The sequence below is a fragment of the Azotobacter beijerinckii genome (assembly GCF_900110885.1).
Classification (GTDB): domain Bacteria; phylum Pseudomonadota; class Gammaproteobacteria; order Pseudomonadales; family Pseudomonadaceae; genus Azotobacter; species Azotobacter beijerinckii.
The window spans coordinates 23,015-40,690 of record NZ_FOFJ01000029.1; the positions used below are offsets into that span (position 1 = coordinate 23,015).

The 17,676-nt window shown below is 65.2% G+C and carries 14 protein-coding genes and 2 tRNA genes; 1 reads left to right on the forward strand and 15 read right to left on the reverse strand.

What is annotated here, in order from left to right:
* Position 1: 1 nt before the first annotated feature.
* Entirely contained in the window at positions 2-943 is a 942-nt protein-coding gene (locus BMY22_RS14630) for a 1-aminocyclopropane-1-carboxylate deaminase/D-cysteine desulfhydrase (RefSeq protein ID WP_090623280.1), read from the reverse strand.
* 6 nt (positions 944-949) lie between these two features.
* Positions 950-2,236 (reverse strand): chromosome partitioning protein ParA, encoded by a 1,287-nt coding sequence (locus BMY22_RS14635; protein WP_090623283.1) that lies wholly within the window; start codon positions 2,234-2,236, stop codon positions 950-952.
* Between the two features lie 307 nt (positions 2,237-2,543).
* Here BMY22_RS14635 and BMY22_RS14640 point away from each other — a divergent pair, with 307 nt between their 5' ends.
* Complete coding sequence (locus BMY22_RS14640; protein ID WP_090623284.1) at positions 2,544-3,509, forward strand: carbon-nitrogen hydrolase family protein; 966 nt, start codon at positions 2,544-2,546, stop codon at positions 3,507-3,509.
* Positions 3,510-3,771: 262 nt separating this feature from the next.
* Here BMY22_RS14640 and BMY22_RS14645 read toward each other — a convergent pair.
* The 13 genes from BMY22_RS14645 to BMY22_RS14710 form a co-directional block, all read right to left on the reverse strand.
* Positions 3,772-3,848 (reverse strand) — tRNA-Asp (locus BMY22_RS14645).
* A 36-nt stretch (positions 3,849-3,884) separates the two neighbouring features.
* Positions 3,885-3,960 (reverse strand) — tRNA-Val (locus BMY22_RS14650).
* Positions 3,961-4,208: 248 nt separating this feature from the next.
* Positions 4,209-4,976: an SDR family oxidoreductase gene (locus BMY22_RS14655; protein ID WP_208599294.1), complete on the reverse strand. Its 768-nt coding sequence runs from the start codon at positions 4,974-4,976 to the stop codon at positions 4,209-4,211.
* An 11-nt stretch (positions 4,977-4,987) separates the two neighbouring features.
* A complete protein-coding gene (locus BMY22_RS14660; RefSeq protein ID WP_090623290.1) occupies positions 4,988-6,199 on the reverse strand; it encodes an O-succinylhomoserine sulfhydrylase in 1,212 nt (403 codons plus the stop codon).
* A gap of 64 nt (positions 6,200-6,263) precedes the next feature.
* Positions 6,264-7,769, reverse strand: coding sequence for an amidophosphoribosyltransferase (gene purF, locus BMY22_RS14665; RefSeq protein WP_090623291.1), 1,506 nt, complete (start codon positions 7,767-7,769; stop codon positions 6,264-6,266).
* 76 nt (positions 7,770-7,845) lie between these two features.
* Positions 7,846-8,358, reverse strand: coding sequence for a CvpA family protein (locus tag BMY22_RS14670; RefSeq protein WP_090623293.1), 513 nt, complete (start codon positions 8,356-8,358; stop codon positions 7,846-7,848).
* Between the two features lie 136 nt (positions 8,359-8,494).
* Positions 8,495-9,400, reverse strand: coding sequence for an SPOR domain-containing protein (locus BMY22_RS24920; protein WP_244158877.1), 906 nt, complete (start codon positions 9,398-9,400; stop codon positions 8,495-8,497).
* The gene (gene folC, locus BMY22_RS14685; protein WP_090623295.1) at positions 9,384-10,688 is read right to left on the reverse strand and encodes a bifunctional tetrahydrofolate synthase/dihydrofolate synthase; all 1,305 of its coding nucleotides are present in this window, start codon (positions 10,686-10,688) and stop codon (positions 9,384-9,386) included. The genes BMY22_RS24920 and folC overlap by 17 nt, the downstream gene beginning before the upstream one ends.
* Entirely contained in the window at positions 10,685-11,614 is a 930-nt protein-coding gene (gene accD / locus BMY22_RS14690; RefSeq protein ID WP_090623297.1) for an acetyl-CoA carboxylase, carboxyltransferase subunit beta, read from the reverse strand. Before accD ends, folC begins: the two co-directional genes overlap by 4 nt.
* A 342-nt stretch (positions 11,615-11,956) precedes the next feature.
* Positions 11,957-12,577: a phosphoribosylanthranilate isomerase gene (locus BMY22_RS14695; RefSeq protein ID WP_090623299.1), complete on the reverse strand. Its 621-nt coding sequence runs from the start codon at positions 12,575-12,577 to the stop codon at positions 11,957-11,959.
* An 82-nt stretch (positions 12,578-12,659) separates the two neighbouring features.
* A complete protein-coding gene (gene truA / locus BMY22_RS14700; RefSeq protein WP_090623301.1) occupies positions 12,660-13,523 on the reverse strand; it encodes a tRNA pseudouridine(38-40) synthase TruA in 864 nt (287 codons plus the stop codon).
* Positions 13,524-13,526: 3 nt separating this feature from the next.
* Positions 13,527-16,412: a motility hub landmark protein FimV gene (locus tag BMY22_RS14705; protein WP_090623304.1), complete on the reverse strand. Its 2,886-nt coding sequence runs from the start codon at positions 16,410-16,412 to the stop codon at positions 13,527-13,529.
* Positions 16,413-16,554: 142 nt separating this feature from the next.
* Positions 16,555-17,565, reverse strand: coding sequence for an aspartate-semialdehyde dehydrogenase (locus tag BMY22_RS14710; RefSeq protein WP_090623306.1), 1,011 nt, complete (start codon positions 17,563-17,565; stop codon positions 16,555-16,557).
* Positions 17,566-17,676 lie beyond the last annotated feature (111 nt).

The window sequence follows — 17,676 nt, forward strand, 5'->3', positions numbered from 1 at the left end:
ATCAGCCCCGCGTGCCCAGCCGCTGCAGGCGCTCGGCCAGCGCTCGCCGCCCCTGCAGCCCGCCAGTGTGTACGAAAACCAGCCGACTGCCGCGGGGAATTCCGCCGCATTCGACCTGCTCACGCAGCGCCAGCAGGGCCTTTCCGGTATAGACGGGGTCCAGGGGAATGCCCCCTTCCCGCTCGCTGTCGAGGATGAAACGCGCCAGACCCGCATCGAGCCGGGCGAATCCGCCGCGACTGGCATCCAGCAGGCGGTAACCCACATCGGCCATGCCAGCCTCGGCGAGAATTGCCCGGACCTGCGGCGCCACGCCGTGACTCGCCGGCACCGCCAAAGCGCCATGGACCGGATGCGCCCCGGCCTCGGCAAGGACCAGACCGGCCAGCGTGGTTCCGGTACCGGCGGCCAGCCACCAGCCGTGGTAGTCGGGCCAGCCGAGCGCCTCCAACCCAGGCAACAGCATGTCCCGCAGGACCGTGCAGCCCAGCGCACCGGGCAGACCGCCACCGCCTTCCGGTACCGGATGCAGACGGGGATAGCGCTCGCGCCAGTCGTCCCAGAAACCCTCCCGGTGGCGCGCCCGATAACCGCCGTAGCCGAGCCAGTGCAGGCGCATGCCGAAGGCCTGCAGATCGCGCACGGTCGGCGTTTCGCAGGGCTCGCCGCGCAGCAGCCCCGCCGTAGGAAAGGCAAAACGCCGCCCGGCCGCAGCCAGCGCATGCAGGTGATTGGAGTGGGGACCGCCCAGGCTGATCAGCCCCTCCGCTCCCTGGCGGGCGGCAGCCGCCAGATGGGGCGCCAGCTTGTACCACTTGTTGCCGGAGATCAGCGGGTCGATCAGGTCAAGCCGGAGCACACCGACCTCGACGCCGGCAGCGGCCAGCCAGCCGAGCGCGAGGGGCTGGAGTGAAACCGGCGGCGACCAGCGGATCTCCAGCATCGGCAGTCAGCCGGCAGTGCGCAGGCGGCCTCCCGGTTTGTGCCGGGAACAGCAGCCGGATTCGCCGGTAACGAAACGCTGGGGGCTGTCGACCCGGTCGATCGGCAGCGCGCAACGTCCGCCGCCGGGTAACACGGCCTCGCAGGTCGGCTGCTGGAAATGGCTCAGCCACTGGCGGTACCTGTCTTCGCTGACCGAGCACTTAGCCGCGACGTAGGCCATGGGGTTCTCCTGATAGCGGGCGATGTCCTGCAGCGGAATGGTCAGGTGACCCGCACCGGGATGGTAGACCACGAAGGTCAGACCGAGGGCGGCCAGCTTCTCGAGGGCCTGCTCGACACCCCGGGCCGCCAGTTGTTCCTGTTCATGCCGGACCCTGAGAACATCCTCCTGCCCCTGCCTATCCCGCTCTTCGCAGGCGCTCAGCTCGGCTTCGAGTTCGTCCACCCGTTCCTGCAGAGCCTGCCGAATGCGCCGCTGCTCGTCCGCCTGAGCGCCACGCTCGCGCTCCTGCAGGGCGAGTAGCCGAGCCATCTCGGCCTCCGCCCGCTCCAAGGGCTCGGAGTGGGTTTGCCGTTGCACCTCGAGGCTGGCATTCAGTTCCTGTTGCCGGCGCAGTTGATCGCGCAACTGCTGCACCTCGGCCTGCAGGGCCCTGAGCTGTCGCTCGGCGGCCTGCTTCAGCCTTTCCAACGCGGCCTCGTGGTGATGGTTCAGATCGCGGATATGCAGGCGTTGCCGCTTGATCAGGTGGGCAGTCTTCTGGCGCTGCTCGTCATTCCAGTCCTTGCCGGGCAAGCCCCTGGCAGTGGCGACCGGCCCCTGCCTCCCCGGCATGCTCAAACGCGACGGCGCCCCGCCGACCATCGATGCCTCGTCCTCTTCGCCGAGCAAGCCAAGATGATTGCGCTTGGCCGCATCGCGCAACGCCAGCAGATCCTGCGGCTCGGGATCCCACAGGTGCATCTGATGCCACGGCACCGGGCACTGGCTACGGCAGACCAGGCGAATCGGTCCGCCACCGAGATCCATCCCCAGGCCACCCCGCTCGGACAATTGCCGCAAGGGAATATTCCAGCCGGGATCGGCCGCACCGTCCTCATCAAAATCCAAGTGGAAGAAAACCGCGGCCCGCACCTCCCGCCGAGGGGAAATCAGCAAGTAGGCAAGACGCACCTGCTGATCGGCCAGATCCGGCAGGCCGACGACGCCATCGAGTACGGCCTCGAACTCCGGAAAGAGCATTTCCCGGCACACGCCGCCCTCATTGAAGAACATCACGGCCTCAACCATTTTCTGTTTTTTCTGCACGGTCTTGGTCTCTTGTCGTGTTTTTCCTGATCCATGGCACCAACCCGCAATACCGCGATCACAGGCTGGCAGCTCCACAAGGCAAGCAAGTCTAGGTAAAAGAAGCCGAACGGCAACAGTCGCTCGGAGCGACGACTATGCCCGACGACCATGGGGCAAAACCGAAGAACACTGCATAGCAGCCTTTTGACATGAAATTGTCTTTATCCGTTCCGCAAAAACCATCTCCGGCTTGGCATTTCCGGCATCCCTCCCTACCCTGAGCGGATTCCCCGCCACCCTCCCGCTCATGCGCAGACTCCAGTCCATCCCGGCGCTACTGATCCTCGCAACCCTCCTCGGTACCTGTGCGAGCTGGAGCACACCTGACTCGCCCGGACATTACCTCGCCGACCTGCGCAGTACGCTCATTTACGAAGAGGATGCGCTGGATGCCCAGGCCAATTTGCTGGCCATTCGCCCGGAGCTGTATCCCAGCGACTACCGGAGCCCGGAGCATCTGCGCCTGAAACTCGCTGCCATTCTGGACCGGGCGCGTGACAGCGGCCTCCTGAACGAGCACAGCGTGGTCGCCCTACCCGACCAGATCGGGACCTGGCTGCTACTCGACGGCGAAAGGGCCGAACTCTATAGCGCCCGGAGCTTTTCCGAAGTCCGTGCATGGCTGGCCCTGGACAATCCGCACCGACTGGCCTGGAGCTGGCTGCAGAGCGAAGGCTTTCCCGGAATGGGGGAAAGCCTGTTGCGCATGAAGGCAGAAAGAATGGCCCGCGACTACCAGCAACTGTTCGGCGCCCTGGCCCGAGAGTATCGCATCACCCTGCTGGCGGGCTCCGTGCTACTACCCGAACCTCGACTGGAGAACGGCAACCTGCACACGGGCAACGGTCCGCTCTACAACCTCGCCCTGGTTTTCGGCCCGGACGGCCATCTGCTCGGCCCTCCCCATGCGCAACCGTGCACGACAAAAGCTCGCGAGCAGGCCACAGTACAGGAGGTACAAACAAAGAAAATCAAGGTGCTGGTCCGCCGCGAGGGGTGCCTGTCACACAGCATGGCGATGACAACCGGCATGAAAACCGGCATTGCGCTGTTCCTGCGGGGCCGCCTGTGGCCAGTCAAAGACTTGGCGGACTGCTGCGAATGGTCGGCTGCCCATGCACCGAGAAGGGAAAGTGCAGCACTTGGCAGTCATCTGCTGAATATTCGGGTCACCGCACAATCCTCGACAGATCTTCCGGCGGAGGGCCGGTGACGGCAGACACACGGTCGAGTACTCACATTTCGGTGGCATCTTCCGCCGGCTCTGCGGGATCTCGCTCGGCAGCGTGGAATTCGAGAAGTTCTTCTTGATAGTCATCCATAGGGACTACTCCTGATCGACTGGTTAATTTGGAAAGGCAACAGACAGACAAAGTCCATGCCAAAAAAGCCTAGACGAATCAGATGACCATTGAATTAAAAAGCGGGCCCAATGAAAAAGCCCCCAGATATTGCTATCTGGAGGCTTTCATATATGGCGCAGCGGACGGGACTCGAACCCGCGACCCCCGGCGTGACAGGCCGGTATTCTAACCGACTGAACTACCGCTGCGCGTCGGCTGGACTTTCGTCCATTTCTCGCAAGCTCTGGTGGCTGATGACGGGATCGAACCGCCGACCCCCTGCGTGTGATGCAGGTGCTCTCCCAGCTGAGCTAATCAGCCATCGCCTTGCGAGGTGGCGCGCAATTTACCCACGAACCGAAGCTAAGTCAACAGCCCGCCTGAATTTTTTCTTCGAGAGGGATAACCTTGGGGATGTGGGTGTGGATGTGCTTTTCCAAAATGCGGCGTAGCCGTGCGATACATATGGCACGGGCTCGGAAAAAGCGTGCGATGGCACGAAACTCACCCTCAAGGCACCAAGAGAGTGCATGCCCTACAAGTTCCGAGAGGAGAGCGGCCGAGCGGGATCAGTCCAGGTAGATCATCTTGCGTGTCATGCCGCCGTCGACAACGAACTCCTGACCGGTGACGAAACCGGCACGGTCCGACAGCAACCAGGCAACCAAGGCGGCGACATCCTCGACCGACCCTACACGGCCTGCAGGATGCTGAACGTGATTCTGTGCAGACAGCGGCGCTTGCTGACGCTCGCTGGGACTGCGCGCATCGATCCAGCCGGGGCTGACGGCATTCACCCGCACATCGGGTCCGAGGCTGATCGCCAGGGCATGGGTTAGCCCCAGCAGGCCGGCCTTGCTGGCAGCGTAAGCCTCGGAGTTCGGCTCGGACTGGTGCGCACGGGTCGAAGCGATGTTGACCATGGCACCATGGTGCGCCTGCAGATAGGCGGAACAGTGCTTGGCCAGAAGCAGCGGGCCGGTCAGGTTCACCCCCAGCACATGGTTCCAGTGGCTGAGCCTCAGCTCCGCCAACGGAGGATTGCGAGGATCGGCGAAGGCAGCATTGCAGACCAGTGCGTCGAGGCGACCGAATTGCCCGAGCACCTCGGCCACCCCCATTGCCACCTGGCTTTCCTGAGCGACGTCCATACCGACGAACCAGGCACTGCTGCCCAGCGCTCGGGCCACCTTGGCGCCGCGCTTGCGGTCGATGTCGGCCAGCACCACCTGCCAGCCTTCTGCTATCAGCCAGGCGGAGATGCCCAGTCCGATGCCACGCCCCGCTCCGGTGACCAAGGCAACCTTGCCGTTACTCGGCGGCCTGTCGGTCTCCAGGCTCAGATCGATCACAGCGCGGCCAGTCCGCGGGCGAGGTCGGCCTTGATGTCCTCGATGTCCTCCAGACCGACCGCCACCCGGATCAGGCTGTCGCTGATCCCGGCCGCGGCTCGCGCCTCCGGGGTCAGGCGGCCGTGGGAAGTGGTGGCCGGATGGGCGATGGTGGTCTTGGTATCGCCCAGATTGGTGGTGATGGAAATCATCCGGGTGGCGTCGATGACCCGCCAGGCCGCCGCCTTGTCGCCCTTCACCTCGAAGCTGACCACCGCACCGAAACCGCTCTGCTGGCGCCTGGCCAACTCATGCTGCGGATGGCTGGACAGGCCGGTATAGTAGACCTTCGCCACCTGCGGCTGCCGCTCCAGCCACTCGGCCAAGGTCTGAGCGCTGGCGCAATGGGCGAGCATGCGCACCTTGAGAGTCTCCAGCCCCTTGAGGAACAGCCAGGCGTTGAACGGGCTGAGGGTGGGACCGGCGGTGCGCAGGAAGCCGACCACTTCTTGCATCAGCTTGGCGCCGCCGGCCACCACGCCACCGAGGCAACGGCCCTGCCCATCGATGTACTTGGTTGCCGAATGGATGACGAGATCGGCACCGAGAGCCAGCGGCTTCTGCAGCACCGGCGTGCAGAAGCAGTTGTCCACTGCCAGCAGTGCGCCCTTGGCGTGGGCGATCTCGGCCAGTGCGGCGATGTCGACCAGTTCGGCCAGCGGGTTGGACGGCGACTCGACGATGAACAGCTTGGTGTTGGGCTTGCAAGCCGCGGCCCAGGCCTCCAGGTCGGCCAACGGCGGGTAGTCCACCGCGATGCCGAAGCGCTTGAAGTACTTGTCGAACAGGCTGATGGTCGAGCCGAACACGCTGCGCGAGACCAGCACATGATCGCCGGCGCTGCACAGGCTCATCACCATGGCCAGGATCGCGCCCATGCCCGATGCGGCAGCAACCGCCTGCTCGGCGCCTTCCAATGCAGCGATGCGCTCCTCGAAAGTGCGCACCGTGGGATTGGTGTAGCGGGAATAGACGTTGCCGGGTTGCTCGCCGGCAAAGCGTGCGGCCGCGTCGGCAGCGCTGCGGAACACGTAGCTGGAGGTCATGAACAGGGCTTCGCCGTGCTCTCCCTCGGGAGTACGCCGCTGGCCGGCACGCACCGCCAGGGTGTCGAAACCCACGCCATCCAGGTCGCTGTCCAGCCGTCCGGCATCCCACTCGATCATCATAATCCTTCCCCTTGCATGAGAGCGGCCGTCGCCACTCGAAGCCTCAAGCGCCTTCGCTTGCCGCTCAGTTGTTGTATAGGTCGATGATCGCGCTGACCGCCGTGCTGCGGGCCTTGCTGGCATCGTTGCGAGCCTTCTCGATCCGCTCCAGATAGGCCTCGTCGATGTCCCCGGTAACGTACTTGCCATCGAAGACGGCACAGTCGAAGTTGTCGATCTTCACCTTGCCACCGCCCACCGCATCGATCAGATCGGACAGTTCCTGGTAGACCAGCCAGTCGGCGCCGATCAGCTCGGCCACTTCCTCGGTGCTGCGACCATGGGCGATCAGTTCGTGGGCGGTGGGCATGTCGATGCCGTACACGTTGGGATAACGCACCGCCGGTGCCGCCGAGCAGAAGTAGACCTTCTTGGCGCCCGCCTCGCGGGCCATCTGGATGATCTGCTTGCAGGTGGTGCCGCGCACGATGGAGTCGTCCACCAGCATGACATTCTTGCCGCGGAACTCGAGGTCGATGGCGTTGAGCTTCTGGCGCACGGACTTCTTGCGCGCCGCCTGCCCCGGCATGATGAAGGTGCGGCCGATGTAGCGATTCTTGACGAAGCCCTCGCGGAACTTCACGCCCAGGTGGTTGGCCAGCTCCAGTGCCGCGGTACGACTGGTGTCTGGAATCGGGATGATCACGTCGATGTCGTGCTCGGCGCGCTCGCGGAGGATCTTCTCGGCCAGCTTCTCGCCCATGCGCAGCCGCGCCTTGTAGATCGAGACGCCATCCATGAAGGAATCGGAGCGCGCCAGATAGACGTGCTCGAAGATGCACGGCGAGTACTTCGGACTGTCCGCGCACTGGCGGGTGAACAGCTTGCCGTGCTCGGTGATGTAGACTGCCTCGCCCGGTGCCAGGTCGCGGATCAGGCTGAAGCCGAGCACGTCGAGGGCGACGCTTTCCGAGGCGATCATGTACTCCACGCCCTCGTCGGTCTGGCGCTGGCCGAAGACGATCGGGCGGATCGCATTGGGATCGCGGAAGCCGACGATGCCATAGCCGGTGATCATCGCCACCACGGCGTAGCCGCCACGGCAGCGACGGTGCACGCCGGAAACCGCGGCGAACACGTCCTCCTCGGTCGGCTGCAGCTTGCCGCGCACCGCCAGCTCGTGGGCGAAGACGTTGAGCAGCACCTCCGAGTCGGAGCTGGTATTCACGTGGCGCAAGTCGGACTCGTAGATCTCGCGGGACAGTTGGTCGACGTTGGTCAGGTTGCCGTTGTGCGCCAGGGTGATCCCGTAGGGGGAGTTGACATAGAACGGCTGGGCCTCGGCCGAACTGGAACTCCCGGCCGTCGGGTAGCGCACGTGGCCGATGCCCATGTGGCCGATCAGGCGCTGCATGTGCCGCTGCTGAAACACGTCGCGGACCAGGCCATTGTCCTTGCGCAGGAACAGCCGTCCCTCATGGCAGGTGACGATACCGGCAGCGTCCTGGCCGCGATGCTGAAGGACGGTAAGCGCGTCATACAGCGCTTGATTGACGTTGGACTTACCGACAATACCGACGATGCCACACATGTGACGCAACCCCTGCTAGTAGTTCAGGCTAATTCCGGGCGCCCGCCGAGGCCGGCCCCATCTGTCTTTCGGAGGCTCAGCGCGGCATGCCTATCCCGCCGGCAGGCCATTGGCTGGAAAACCCGAGGATGAGATTCTTCGACCAGTCGGCGACCATCAGGAAATGCGGCAGCAGGGCCGACTGCTGCCACCAGGCATCCTGCTGCACCGGCGCCAGACTGAGCAGGCCGACCAGCAGCACCACCAACAGCCCCCCCCGGGCCGCACCGAAGACCATGCCGAGCACGCGGTCAGTACCGGAAAGACCTGTGACACGCACCAGTTCGCCGATGAGGAAGTTGACCAGCGCACCGACCAGCAGGCTCGTCACGAAGAGAATCGCGCAAGCGGCGATGACCTGCAGCGAGGGCGTGGCAACGTAGCCGACCAGATGCTGCGACAGCGCCCCGCCGAACATCCAGGCGATGACGCCGGCGATGATCCAGGTGACCAGCGACAAGGCTTCCTTGACAAAGCCACGTGTCAAGCTGATCAAACTGGAAACGGCGACGATCGCGATGATCGCCCAATCGACCCCGGTGAATGCCACGGCTCAGCCCATGAATGGAAAAGGCGCTGCATTCTAGCAGAGCCCCTCCCCTTGAGTAAGAACCCAGTCCATCGACCGGCCCGAGGCAAGCCCTCTGCTACAGCCCCTCTCGACCTTGCCCGGCAGGGCTGTCCGCTCAGCCTCGCTCGGGCTGGAAGCGCACGACGAAGCCGCCGAGGTTATGCTGCCGCTTGAGCTGATCGCACAGACGGTTGGCCTCGGCCCGTTCGATCACCGGCCCGACGTAGACGCGGTTCATGCCCTCCACATGACGGATGTAGGCGTTGTAGCCCTGGCTGCGCAAAGTCCTCTGCAAATCCTGGGCATTGGCAGTACTGGACAGGCTGGCCAGCTGGATCGACCAACTGACCGGCAGACCGTTGGCATCCAGGCGGCTCGCCTCTGTTGCCTTGGCCTCTGCCGCTTTGGCCTCCGCCATCTTGGCCTGCTCTGCCTTGGCCTCTGCCGCCTTGGCCTCCGCCATCTTGGCCTGCTCTGCCTTGGCCTCTGCCGCCTTGGCTTCCGCCATCTTGGCCTGCGCTGCCCTGGCCTCTGTCGCCTTGGCTTCCGCCATCCTGGCCTGCGCTGCCTTGGCCTCTGCCGCTTTGGCCTCCGCCATTTTGGCCTGCGCTACCTTGGCCTCTGCCGCTTTGGCTTCCGCCATCTTGGCCTGCGCTGCCTTGGCCTCTGCCGCCTTGGCCTGTGCCGGCGGCGGAACCGGGTTGGCCGCCGGGGTCTTGGGCGTCGTACCGGCGACAGCTGCCGATGCAGCCCGAGCAGTCGGTGCTACGGCGGCCGACGTGCCGGCGATCACCGTGGAGGGTTGCAGGTCCTCAGGCAGGATCACTGGCTCCGGAACCGCGACCGGCTCCAGCTCGACGCGCGGTGCAGGTGGAGTCTCCGGCATGGGCGGAGCCTCGACCACCACCTGCCGCACCTCGTCCTCGCGCGTGAACAGTATGGGCAAGAAGATCACCGCCAGCGCCAGCAGCACCAAGGCACCAACCATCCGCTGCTTGAGCCCTCTATCCAGCCACGCCATCTCGCCTCTCCTCTTCCTGTCGACTCAACCACTCCAGAGCCTCGGCCACGCAATAGAACGAGCCGAACACCAGGATTTCATCGCCCTCGACTGCCCGCTGGCATTGTGCCTGCAACGCCTCTGCGACATCGGCGCAGGCCACAACCAGCGCTCCGCGCCCCTGCAGGACTGCGGCAAGCTCCTGGGCTGAGCGACTCCGCGGGGTCGGCAACGGCGCCACAGCCCAGTGCCGGACCTCAGGCAGCAAGGGCTCCAGCACGCCGGGCAGATCCTTGTCGGCGAGCAGGCCGAAAACCGCCAGGCGCTGCCCTGCGAGAGGCCGCTTGGCAAGGCGCTCGGCCAGATAGGCCGCAGCATGGGGGTTATGCCCGACGTCCAGCAGAAAGGGCAATCGCTTGCCCTGCCAGCGAATATGGCGCCGCTCGAGACGCCCGCTCAGGCGCGTGGCGCTCAGCGCCGCCGCGATACGCCCAGCCTGCCAGGGCAGGTCGAGCAAGGCATAGGCCTGCAGCGCCAGAGCCGCATTTTCCACCGGCAGCTCGAGCGGCGGCAACGCCGGCAGCTCGAGCCTGTCGCCTGCCGCACTGCAGCCACGCCAATCCCAGGCGTCCCTTCCGGGTGTCAGCTCATAATCGCGCCCGCGCCTGTAAAAAGGCGTGCCCAGCGACGCCGCACGCTCCAACAGGGGGATCGGCGGGTCCGATTCGCCACAGACCGCAGGCCGACCGGCACGGAAGATTCCGGCCTTCTCGAAGGCCACCGAGTCGCGGGTATCGCCCAGCCAGTCGGCGTGATCCAAAGCGATGCTGGTGACCACCGCTACGTCGGCATCGACCAGATTGACCGCATCGAGACGCCCACCCAGGCCCACCTCCAGCACGACGGCATCCAGCCTGGCACGCTCGAATAACCAGAAGGCCGCAAGGGTACCCATCTCGAAATAGGTCAGGGAAATCTCGCCGCGCGCCGCCTCCACCGCAGCAAAGGCCCGGCACAACTCGGCATCGCCAGCCTCGCGGCCGTCGATCCGCACCCGCTCGTTGTAGCGCCGCAGATGGGGAGAGCTGTAGACACCGACCTTCAGCCCCTGCCCCCCCATCAGCGCGGCGAGGAAGGCACAGGTGGAGCCCTTGCCGTTGGTTCCGGTAACCGTCACCACCCGCAGCGCCGGCCGCCCCAGGCCCAGCCGGCGCGCCACCTTGCGCGAGCGCTCCAGGCCCATATCGATGGCCGTGGGGTGCAGTCGCTCGAGATAGGCGAGCCAGTCGGCGAGGCTGCGCTCGCTCATGCCGGTGCGGTATCCGTGACCATGTCGGTGGCGACTTCCCTGGCGGCGTCTGCGCTTGCAGTCGTGGCAACGGGCTGGCGCATCAGTTGGGCCAGCAGACGAGCTAGACGCGAGCGCAGTTCCTGACGGGGAATGATCAGGTCGATGGCGCCGTGCTCCAGCAGAAACTCGCTGCGCTGGAAGCCCTCGGGCAGCTTCTCGCGCACGGTCTGCTCGATCACCCGCGGACCGGCGAAGCCGATCAGCGCCTGGGGCTCGGCGACAATGACATCGCCGAGCATGGCCAGACTGGCGGAAACGCCGCCATAGACGGGATCGGTCAACACCGAGATGAACGGAATACCCTCCTCGCGCAGACGCGCCAGGACCGCCGAAGTCTTGGCCATCTGCATCAGCGAGATCAGCGCCTCCTGCATGCGTGCGCCGCCGGATGCCGCGAAACAGACGAACGGACAGCGCTGCTCGAGGGCCACATTGGCCGCCTGCACGAAACGCTCGCCGACGATGGCCCCCATGGAACCGCCCATGAAGGAAAACTCGAAAGCACAGGCGACCACCGGCATGCCCTGCAGGGTGCCGCTCATGGAAATCAGCGCATCCTTTTCGCTGGTCTGCTTCTGCGCCGCGGAAAGACGATCCTTGTACTTCTTGCTGTCGCGAAACTTCAGCCGGTCCACCGGCTCCAGTTCCGCACCGATCTCCTCTCGCCCCTCGAGGTCGAGGAAGATGTTCAGCCGGGTACGCGCACCGATGCGCATGTGATGGTCACACTTGGGGCAGACCTCCAGGGTCTTTTCCAGCTCGGGCTTGTACAGCACCGCATCGCAAGACGGGCACTTGTGCCAGAGGCCTTCCGGCACCGAGCTTCTCTTCACCTCGGAACGCATGATCGAGGGAATCAGCTTGTCTACCAACCAGTTGCTCATGCTTGATGTTCTCCGCAGCTCTGGGGACCCGACACATGACGTCCCATGGCCCCACGCCTGTTTTTGAGCAAATTCACGAATGTACCCGCCCGCCGGCGGGATCTGTACCCTGACGGAATTCCGCCGGGCCGAACCCCACTGCCGCGCCAGCCGGCGGCCACCTGAGCGACAGGCGCCAGAGGGCGCCGTCATGGACAGCAGAGCCGATGCGCGGCGGAAGGCAGTCTCGCCGCATCGGCAGCTCGCTAGTGGACGGCGGTGGATCGCCTGCCGTCACATGGCAGCCCAACCTCCCTCCCCCACGACTCCCGGAAGCGGGAAGCGCAGTCCCTGCCGCAGCCGTCAGGCACCGCGCACCGCGCGGATGAAGGCGCGAACCTTCCCGGCATCCTTCAGCCCCTTGCCCGCTTCGACACCGCCACTGACGTCCACCGCATAAGGCGCGACCCGGGCGATTGCACTGTGCACGTTCTGCGCGTTGAGCCCGCCAGCCAAGATCACCGGCTTTGACAAGAGCCGCGGCACCAGTGACCAGTCGAAGGCCTCGCCGGTTCCTCCCGGCACACCGGGAACGTAGGCATCCAGCAGAATTCCGCTGGCATTGCGGTATTCCAGGCAGCGAGCGGCGATATCCTCTCCGGAACGAACCCTCAGCGCCTTGATGTAGGGCCGGCGATGACCATCGCAATCGGCCGGCGTTTCGTCCCCGTGGAACTGCAGGAGATCCAGCGGCAGTGCATCGAGAATCTCGCCAACATCACAGCGGCTGGCATTGACGAAGAGTCCGACCGTGGTCACGAACGGCGGCAAGGCGGCGACGATCGCCTGCGCTTGCCGCAGCGTCACCGCACGCGGGCTTGGGGGGTAGAACACCAGCCCGATGGCGTCGGCACCGGCCTCGGCGGCAACGAGGGCGTCCTCGACCCGGGTAATCCCACAGATTTTGCTGCGAACGGCTGCCAATTTGTCTACACCCAGGGAAAGGCCCCGAATGGTAACAAAAGGATCGTCAGCTGCAAGCCCGATCGACCGCCCAGCCGACCGCTCAGACCTGCCGGCAGTCCGGCAGGCCCGACAGGAAATGCGGCCCCAGGTAGCGCTGCGGCAGTTCGAACGCTTCCGGATAATCGACCTGCACCAGATACAGGCCATAGGGATGCGCTGTCACCCCGCCCTTGCGGCGCAGGCGGCCCTCCAGAACTTCCCTCGCCCACTCGACAGGCCGCTCGCCCGCACCGATGGTCATCAACACCCCGGCGATGTTGCGCACCATGTGATGCAGAAAGGCATTGGCACGGATATCCAGCACAATCAAACGACCGTACGGGATCAGCTGCAGGTGATGAACCGTCTTGATCGGCGACTTGGCCTGACACTGACCGGCACGGAAGGCACTGAAATCATGGCAGCCGACCAGCACCTCGGCGGCCTGGCGCATGCGCGCGACATCCAGCGGCCGGTGGTTCCAGGTGACCTCCTCGGCCATGTGCGCCGGGCGGATCGGGTCGTTGTAGATCACATACCGATAACGCCGGGCCATCGCACTGAAACGCGCATGGAAGTGCGCCGGCATTTCCCTGGCCCAGGTCACGCTGATATCCGCCGGCAGGTTCATGTTGGCCCCCATGACCCAAGCGTGCATGCTGCGCTCGACCGAGGTGTCGAAATGCACGACCTGCCCGCAGGCATGCACGTGGGCATCGGTACGCCCAGCGCACATCACGTCCAGCGGAGCGCCACCGGCCACCCTGGAAAGAGCCGACTCGAGAGCCGCCTGTACCGAGGGCACCCGGGAATTCTGGCGCTGAAAGCCATGATAGCGGGAACCCCGGTACTCGAGTCCCAGAGCGATCCTGTAAAAGCCAGCGGCAGCCACTTCGGCTGCCGCGCTCGGTACGCTGTCGGTCATCGATCAGGCTAGGCTTACGGACATTTCGCGCGCTTCCTGTCGCTGGGCTTCGTTTCCTTCGCTCAACACCTCGTCGAGGATATCCCGCGCCCCCTCGGAGTCGCCCATCTCGATGTAGGCGCGGGCCAGATCCAGCTTGGTGGCGATCTCGTCGGCATCGGCCAGGAAGTCGAAGTCCTCGCCCTCCTCAAGTGCGTCCAGCGCTTCCAGCGAATGCATCGCCGGCTTCCCCTCGCCGACCTCCCCTCCGAGACCCGCGGCCAACTGCTCGAGTTCGACATCCAGCTCGTCCAGCTGAGACATGAAGCCATCCGCCTCCGCTTTCTCCTCCAGCTTGTCGGCCGGCGCCAGCTCGAGGCTTGGCGCAATCGGCTCCGAAGCGCCGGAGACATCGGCATTCGCAGCCAGATCGAAACTGTCGAACAGTCCCTCCTCGAGAAGTGCCTCCTCGGAGGAGGCTGCCTCGGACCGAGTGACGGCGGGTGCATCGAGAGCATCCAGATCAAGACCAAGGAAATCCTTGTCCCCAGCGGAAATCGGCTCGACCGGCGCCTCCAGATCCAGAGCTAGCCCCTTCAGATCGTCTTCCAGGTCGAAGCTGTCGGTTTCCTCGGGCAACTCCAGGTCGAAGGAGAAATCCTCGGCAAGAGGCTCCAGCGCGGACATGGTCGGCTGCGACGACTCGTCCAGCGCCAGATCATCCAGACTCAGGGAAGGATCATCCTGACCGACCCCCTGAAGGTCCCTTTCCAACTCGGCCTCCAGATCGTCCAGACTCAGATCGATATCGGCCTCAGAGAGCGGAGAACTCGGCTCGAACTCCTGCGTGGCCGCGGAGGGGGTTTCCTCCTCTTCAAGCGCGCCCAGCCCGACAGCCAAGGCGCCACCCGCCAGGGCGGCGGCGGCGAAACCGGCCATGGCCGGATACTTCATCTTCAGGTGATCGACCTGGGGTTGCTGTGCGCCGGCAGTCTCGCGCAACACCCTCTCTTCGCGGGCGAACCCCTCGCGGTCGCCAAGCTCGGCCTGGACCTCCATCAGCTTGAGGCGCAAGTCGCTGCGCTTGGGCTCGGCCTTGCAAGCCGCCTGCAATAGCTCCGCAGCCTGGTTAAGACGGCCGTGAGCGAGATGGTCCTCCGCCTCGACCAGCGCATCCCAGCCCGGCTCGGTCCGAGACCCCTCGTCCGCCAGGGAAACATCGATGGCTGCCCGCAACAAGCCGGTATCCGGCCGGGCGTCGGCCTCCGGCGCATCATCTTCGTCATCCTTTTCCAGATCGGTCTGCTTCGCAGCCCGGCGACGGGCCGCCAGCAAACCGAGCAGCAGAGCTGCCGCAGCGCTACCGCCCAGCGACGGAAGCAGCAACGGACTGCCAAGGATCGAGTCGACCAGCCCAACCGGCTGCTCCGGCTCGACGGCGGAACGCACGGGCTTGGAAACCGCCGGTTTGGCCGGCGCCGGCTCGGGTTTGGATGGGACCGGCTGCGCTGCAGGCGCGGCGGTGGCTACTGGCTCGACCACCGGCTGGGCGGGAGCTTCCGCGGCGGCAGCGGGCTGGGCGGGAGCCGCCGCTACTGCGGGCTGGGCGGAGGGCGTCTCGGGCGGAGCGACTGGCGCAACAGTCGGAGCGGCTGGAGCCACGCCGGCTGCCGCCGGCGCAGGAGCAACAGTCGCGGCTACCGGCTGGGCGACTGCCGCCGGCTCCGGCACGCCCGGCACCACCGGCGGGATGCTGGCGGCCGAGCTAGCAGCTCCCCCGGCCACCTTGCCCGGCTGCGCCAGACTCGTCTGCAGTTTGGCCAGTTGCTCGTCCTTGAGCGAGATCAGGCGCTGCAGCTTGTCCAACTGGCCCTGCAAATCGTCCATGCGACTCTTCAGTTCGGTGTTCTCACGCTGGGTCGCATCCAGGTTTTCCTTGGCCAGTGCCAGCTTGTCGGCGGAGGCTTTGCCATCCCCCCCCTTGTCGCTGCCGGCGACAGCCTTGCCGCTGTCGACTGCGACCAGACGCAGGTTGTCGCCAGTCTCCACCCGCGCGGGCACGGCATCCGCATCGCTGCGGCGGGTCGCATCCAACTGCCGGGTCGAGGCGACGGCCGGACGGGCACGCCGTTCGCGCCAAGCGGAGTTTTGAGCGGCGACATCAGCCAGCGCCTGGCTTTCCGAACGACGGCGAATTTGCTGCTCGTCAGGCAGACGCAGCACCTGTCCGCTCAGCAGGCGGTTGATGTTGCCATCGAGGAAAGCATTCGGATTCAGATCCTGAATCGCCAACATGGTCTGATGGACGGTACCCGAGGTGCGCACACGCTCGGCGACCGTCCACAGCGTATCCCTGGCGGTGGTCCTGTATTCCTTGGCCGTCGACCTGCCGGACGCTTCCGGGCGAGGAGGGATCGGGCGGGGGCTCGCGGCCGGAGCACGCGGGATGGCATCGACCCGCTGCTCGGTCAGGGGCTTTTGTGCGGCAGACATGGCGGTCTGCGAGGAATACAGCGGCGGATCGAGCAGCAGGGTGTATTCGCGCAGCAGTCGACCGCTGGGCCAGAGAACCTCCACCAGGAAGTTCAGATAAGGCTCGCGCACCGGCTTGCTGGAAGTCACCCGAATGACGCTCTTGCCATTGGGTTTGATTATCGGGGTGAACTTCAGATCGCTCAGAAAGTATTGCCGGTCGACTCCCGCCTTGTTGAACTCCGCCGGAGAAGCTAGCGCCGGGGCAAGTTCTTCGGAACCGATGTCACGCGCTTCCAGCAGTTCGATTTCGGCATCCAGCGGCTGATTCAGCGTGGAGCGCAAGGTCACCTCTCCAAGGCCCAATGCATGGGCCGCACCAGAAGACAGCGCCGAGGCCGCTGCGATTGCCAGTGCCAGTTTGCGAACCCGAACCATAACGCATCCCTTGAGTGATTTCCTGAGCGGAGAAAGGAGCCTGATACTTGATACCCGCGCACCCCCGGTTACGTCCGACAGCGAGCCGGCCACAGCGGTTGTGCCACGCAGGAATAGGTCTTCGAATTTGGGGCAGTATCTTTTAGAGACCCCGTTTTATCAATAACTCGGCCAGTTGCACGGCATTAAGTGCGGAGCCTTTACGTACGTTATCTGACGCAATCCACAAATTGAGTTCGCACGCGTCGTCCAGCCCGCCGCGCAGTCGGCCGACATAGGCGACATCCTGGCCGACCGCATCGCCGATCACCGTCGGATAATCGTCCGGCGCGATCAGTTCGACGCCCTCGGCCTGCTCCAGAGCAGTCCGCACGGCGGATAGATCGATCGCCTGCGCCGCCTGCACGGCAAGACTCAGACTGTCGCCAAAGAACACCGGCGCCATCGCGCAGGTGGCAGCGACCCTCAGCTCGGGCGCATCCAGTACCTGCCGGAGCTCTTCGGCCAGGCGCCTTTCCAGTCCGGCATGCCCGGCCGCGTCGACCGCGCCGACCTGCCCCAGCAGATTGAAGGCGATCTGCCGATCGAACAGGCGCGGCTCGGGCGGGCGCCCATTGAGCAGTTCGGCGGTCTGGCGGGCCAGCTCCGCCACCCCCTCACGCCCCAGGCTGGACACTGGCAGACAGGCCGTGACGCACAGGCGCCGCCACTGCATCAGCGAACGCAAAGGCGCCAGCACCAACGCCAGCGCAATTGCCTGGGAGGCCGGACTGCTCAGTTGGCAAGGCCCATCGAGCCCTTCCAGCACTTGGGGATTGACCTCCGCCACCACCCGCGGCGCCTCTTGCAGCGGCAGGCCGCCACTCAGGTCGATCAGTGCGCAGCCGGCGGACCGGACCAGCGGCGCATACTGACGGGTCACCGCTTCGCCGGCGGCGAAGAAGACCAGGCGCACCTGAGCGAAATCGAATGCCTCGACCGTCCTGATCCGCAGGTTCCGGCCCTTGTAGGGCACCGACTTGCCTGCCGAGGCCGCACTGGCCAGCAGGTGCAGTTGGCCGACGGGAAAGTCGCGCTCCTCGAGAATCTCGACGAGAGCGGTGCCGACGGTGCCGGTGGCGCCGACCACGGCGATATCGATGGCTGGATGCATGAGGACTCTCCTGGAACGGGTGCGCACTCTACAGGGAATTGACGAAGGGGGGCACCGACAAACGGCGACTCTCCCCGAACGGACTGCGAAAGCCCCAACGAAAAGCGCCGC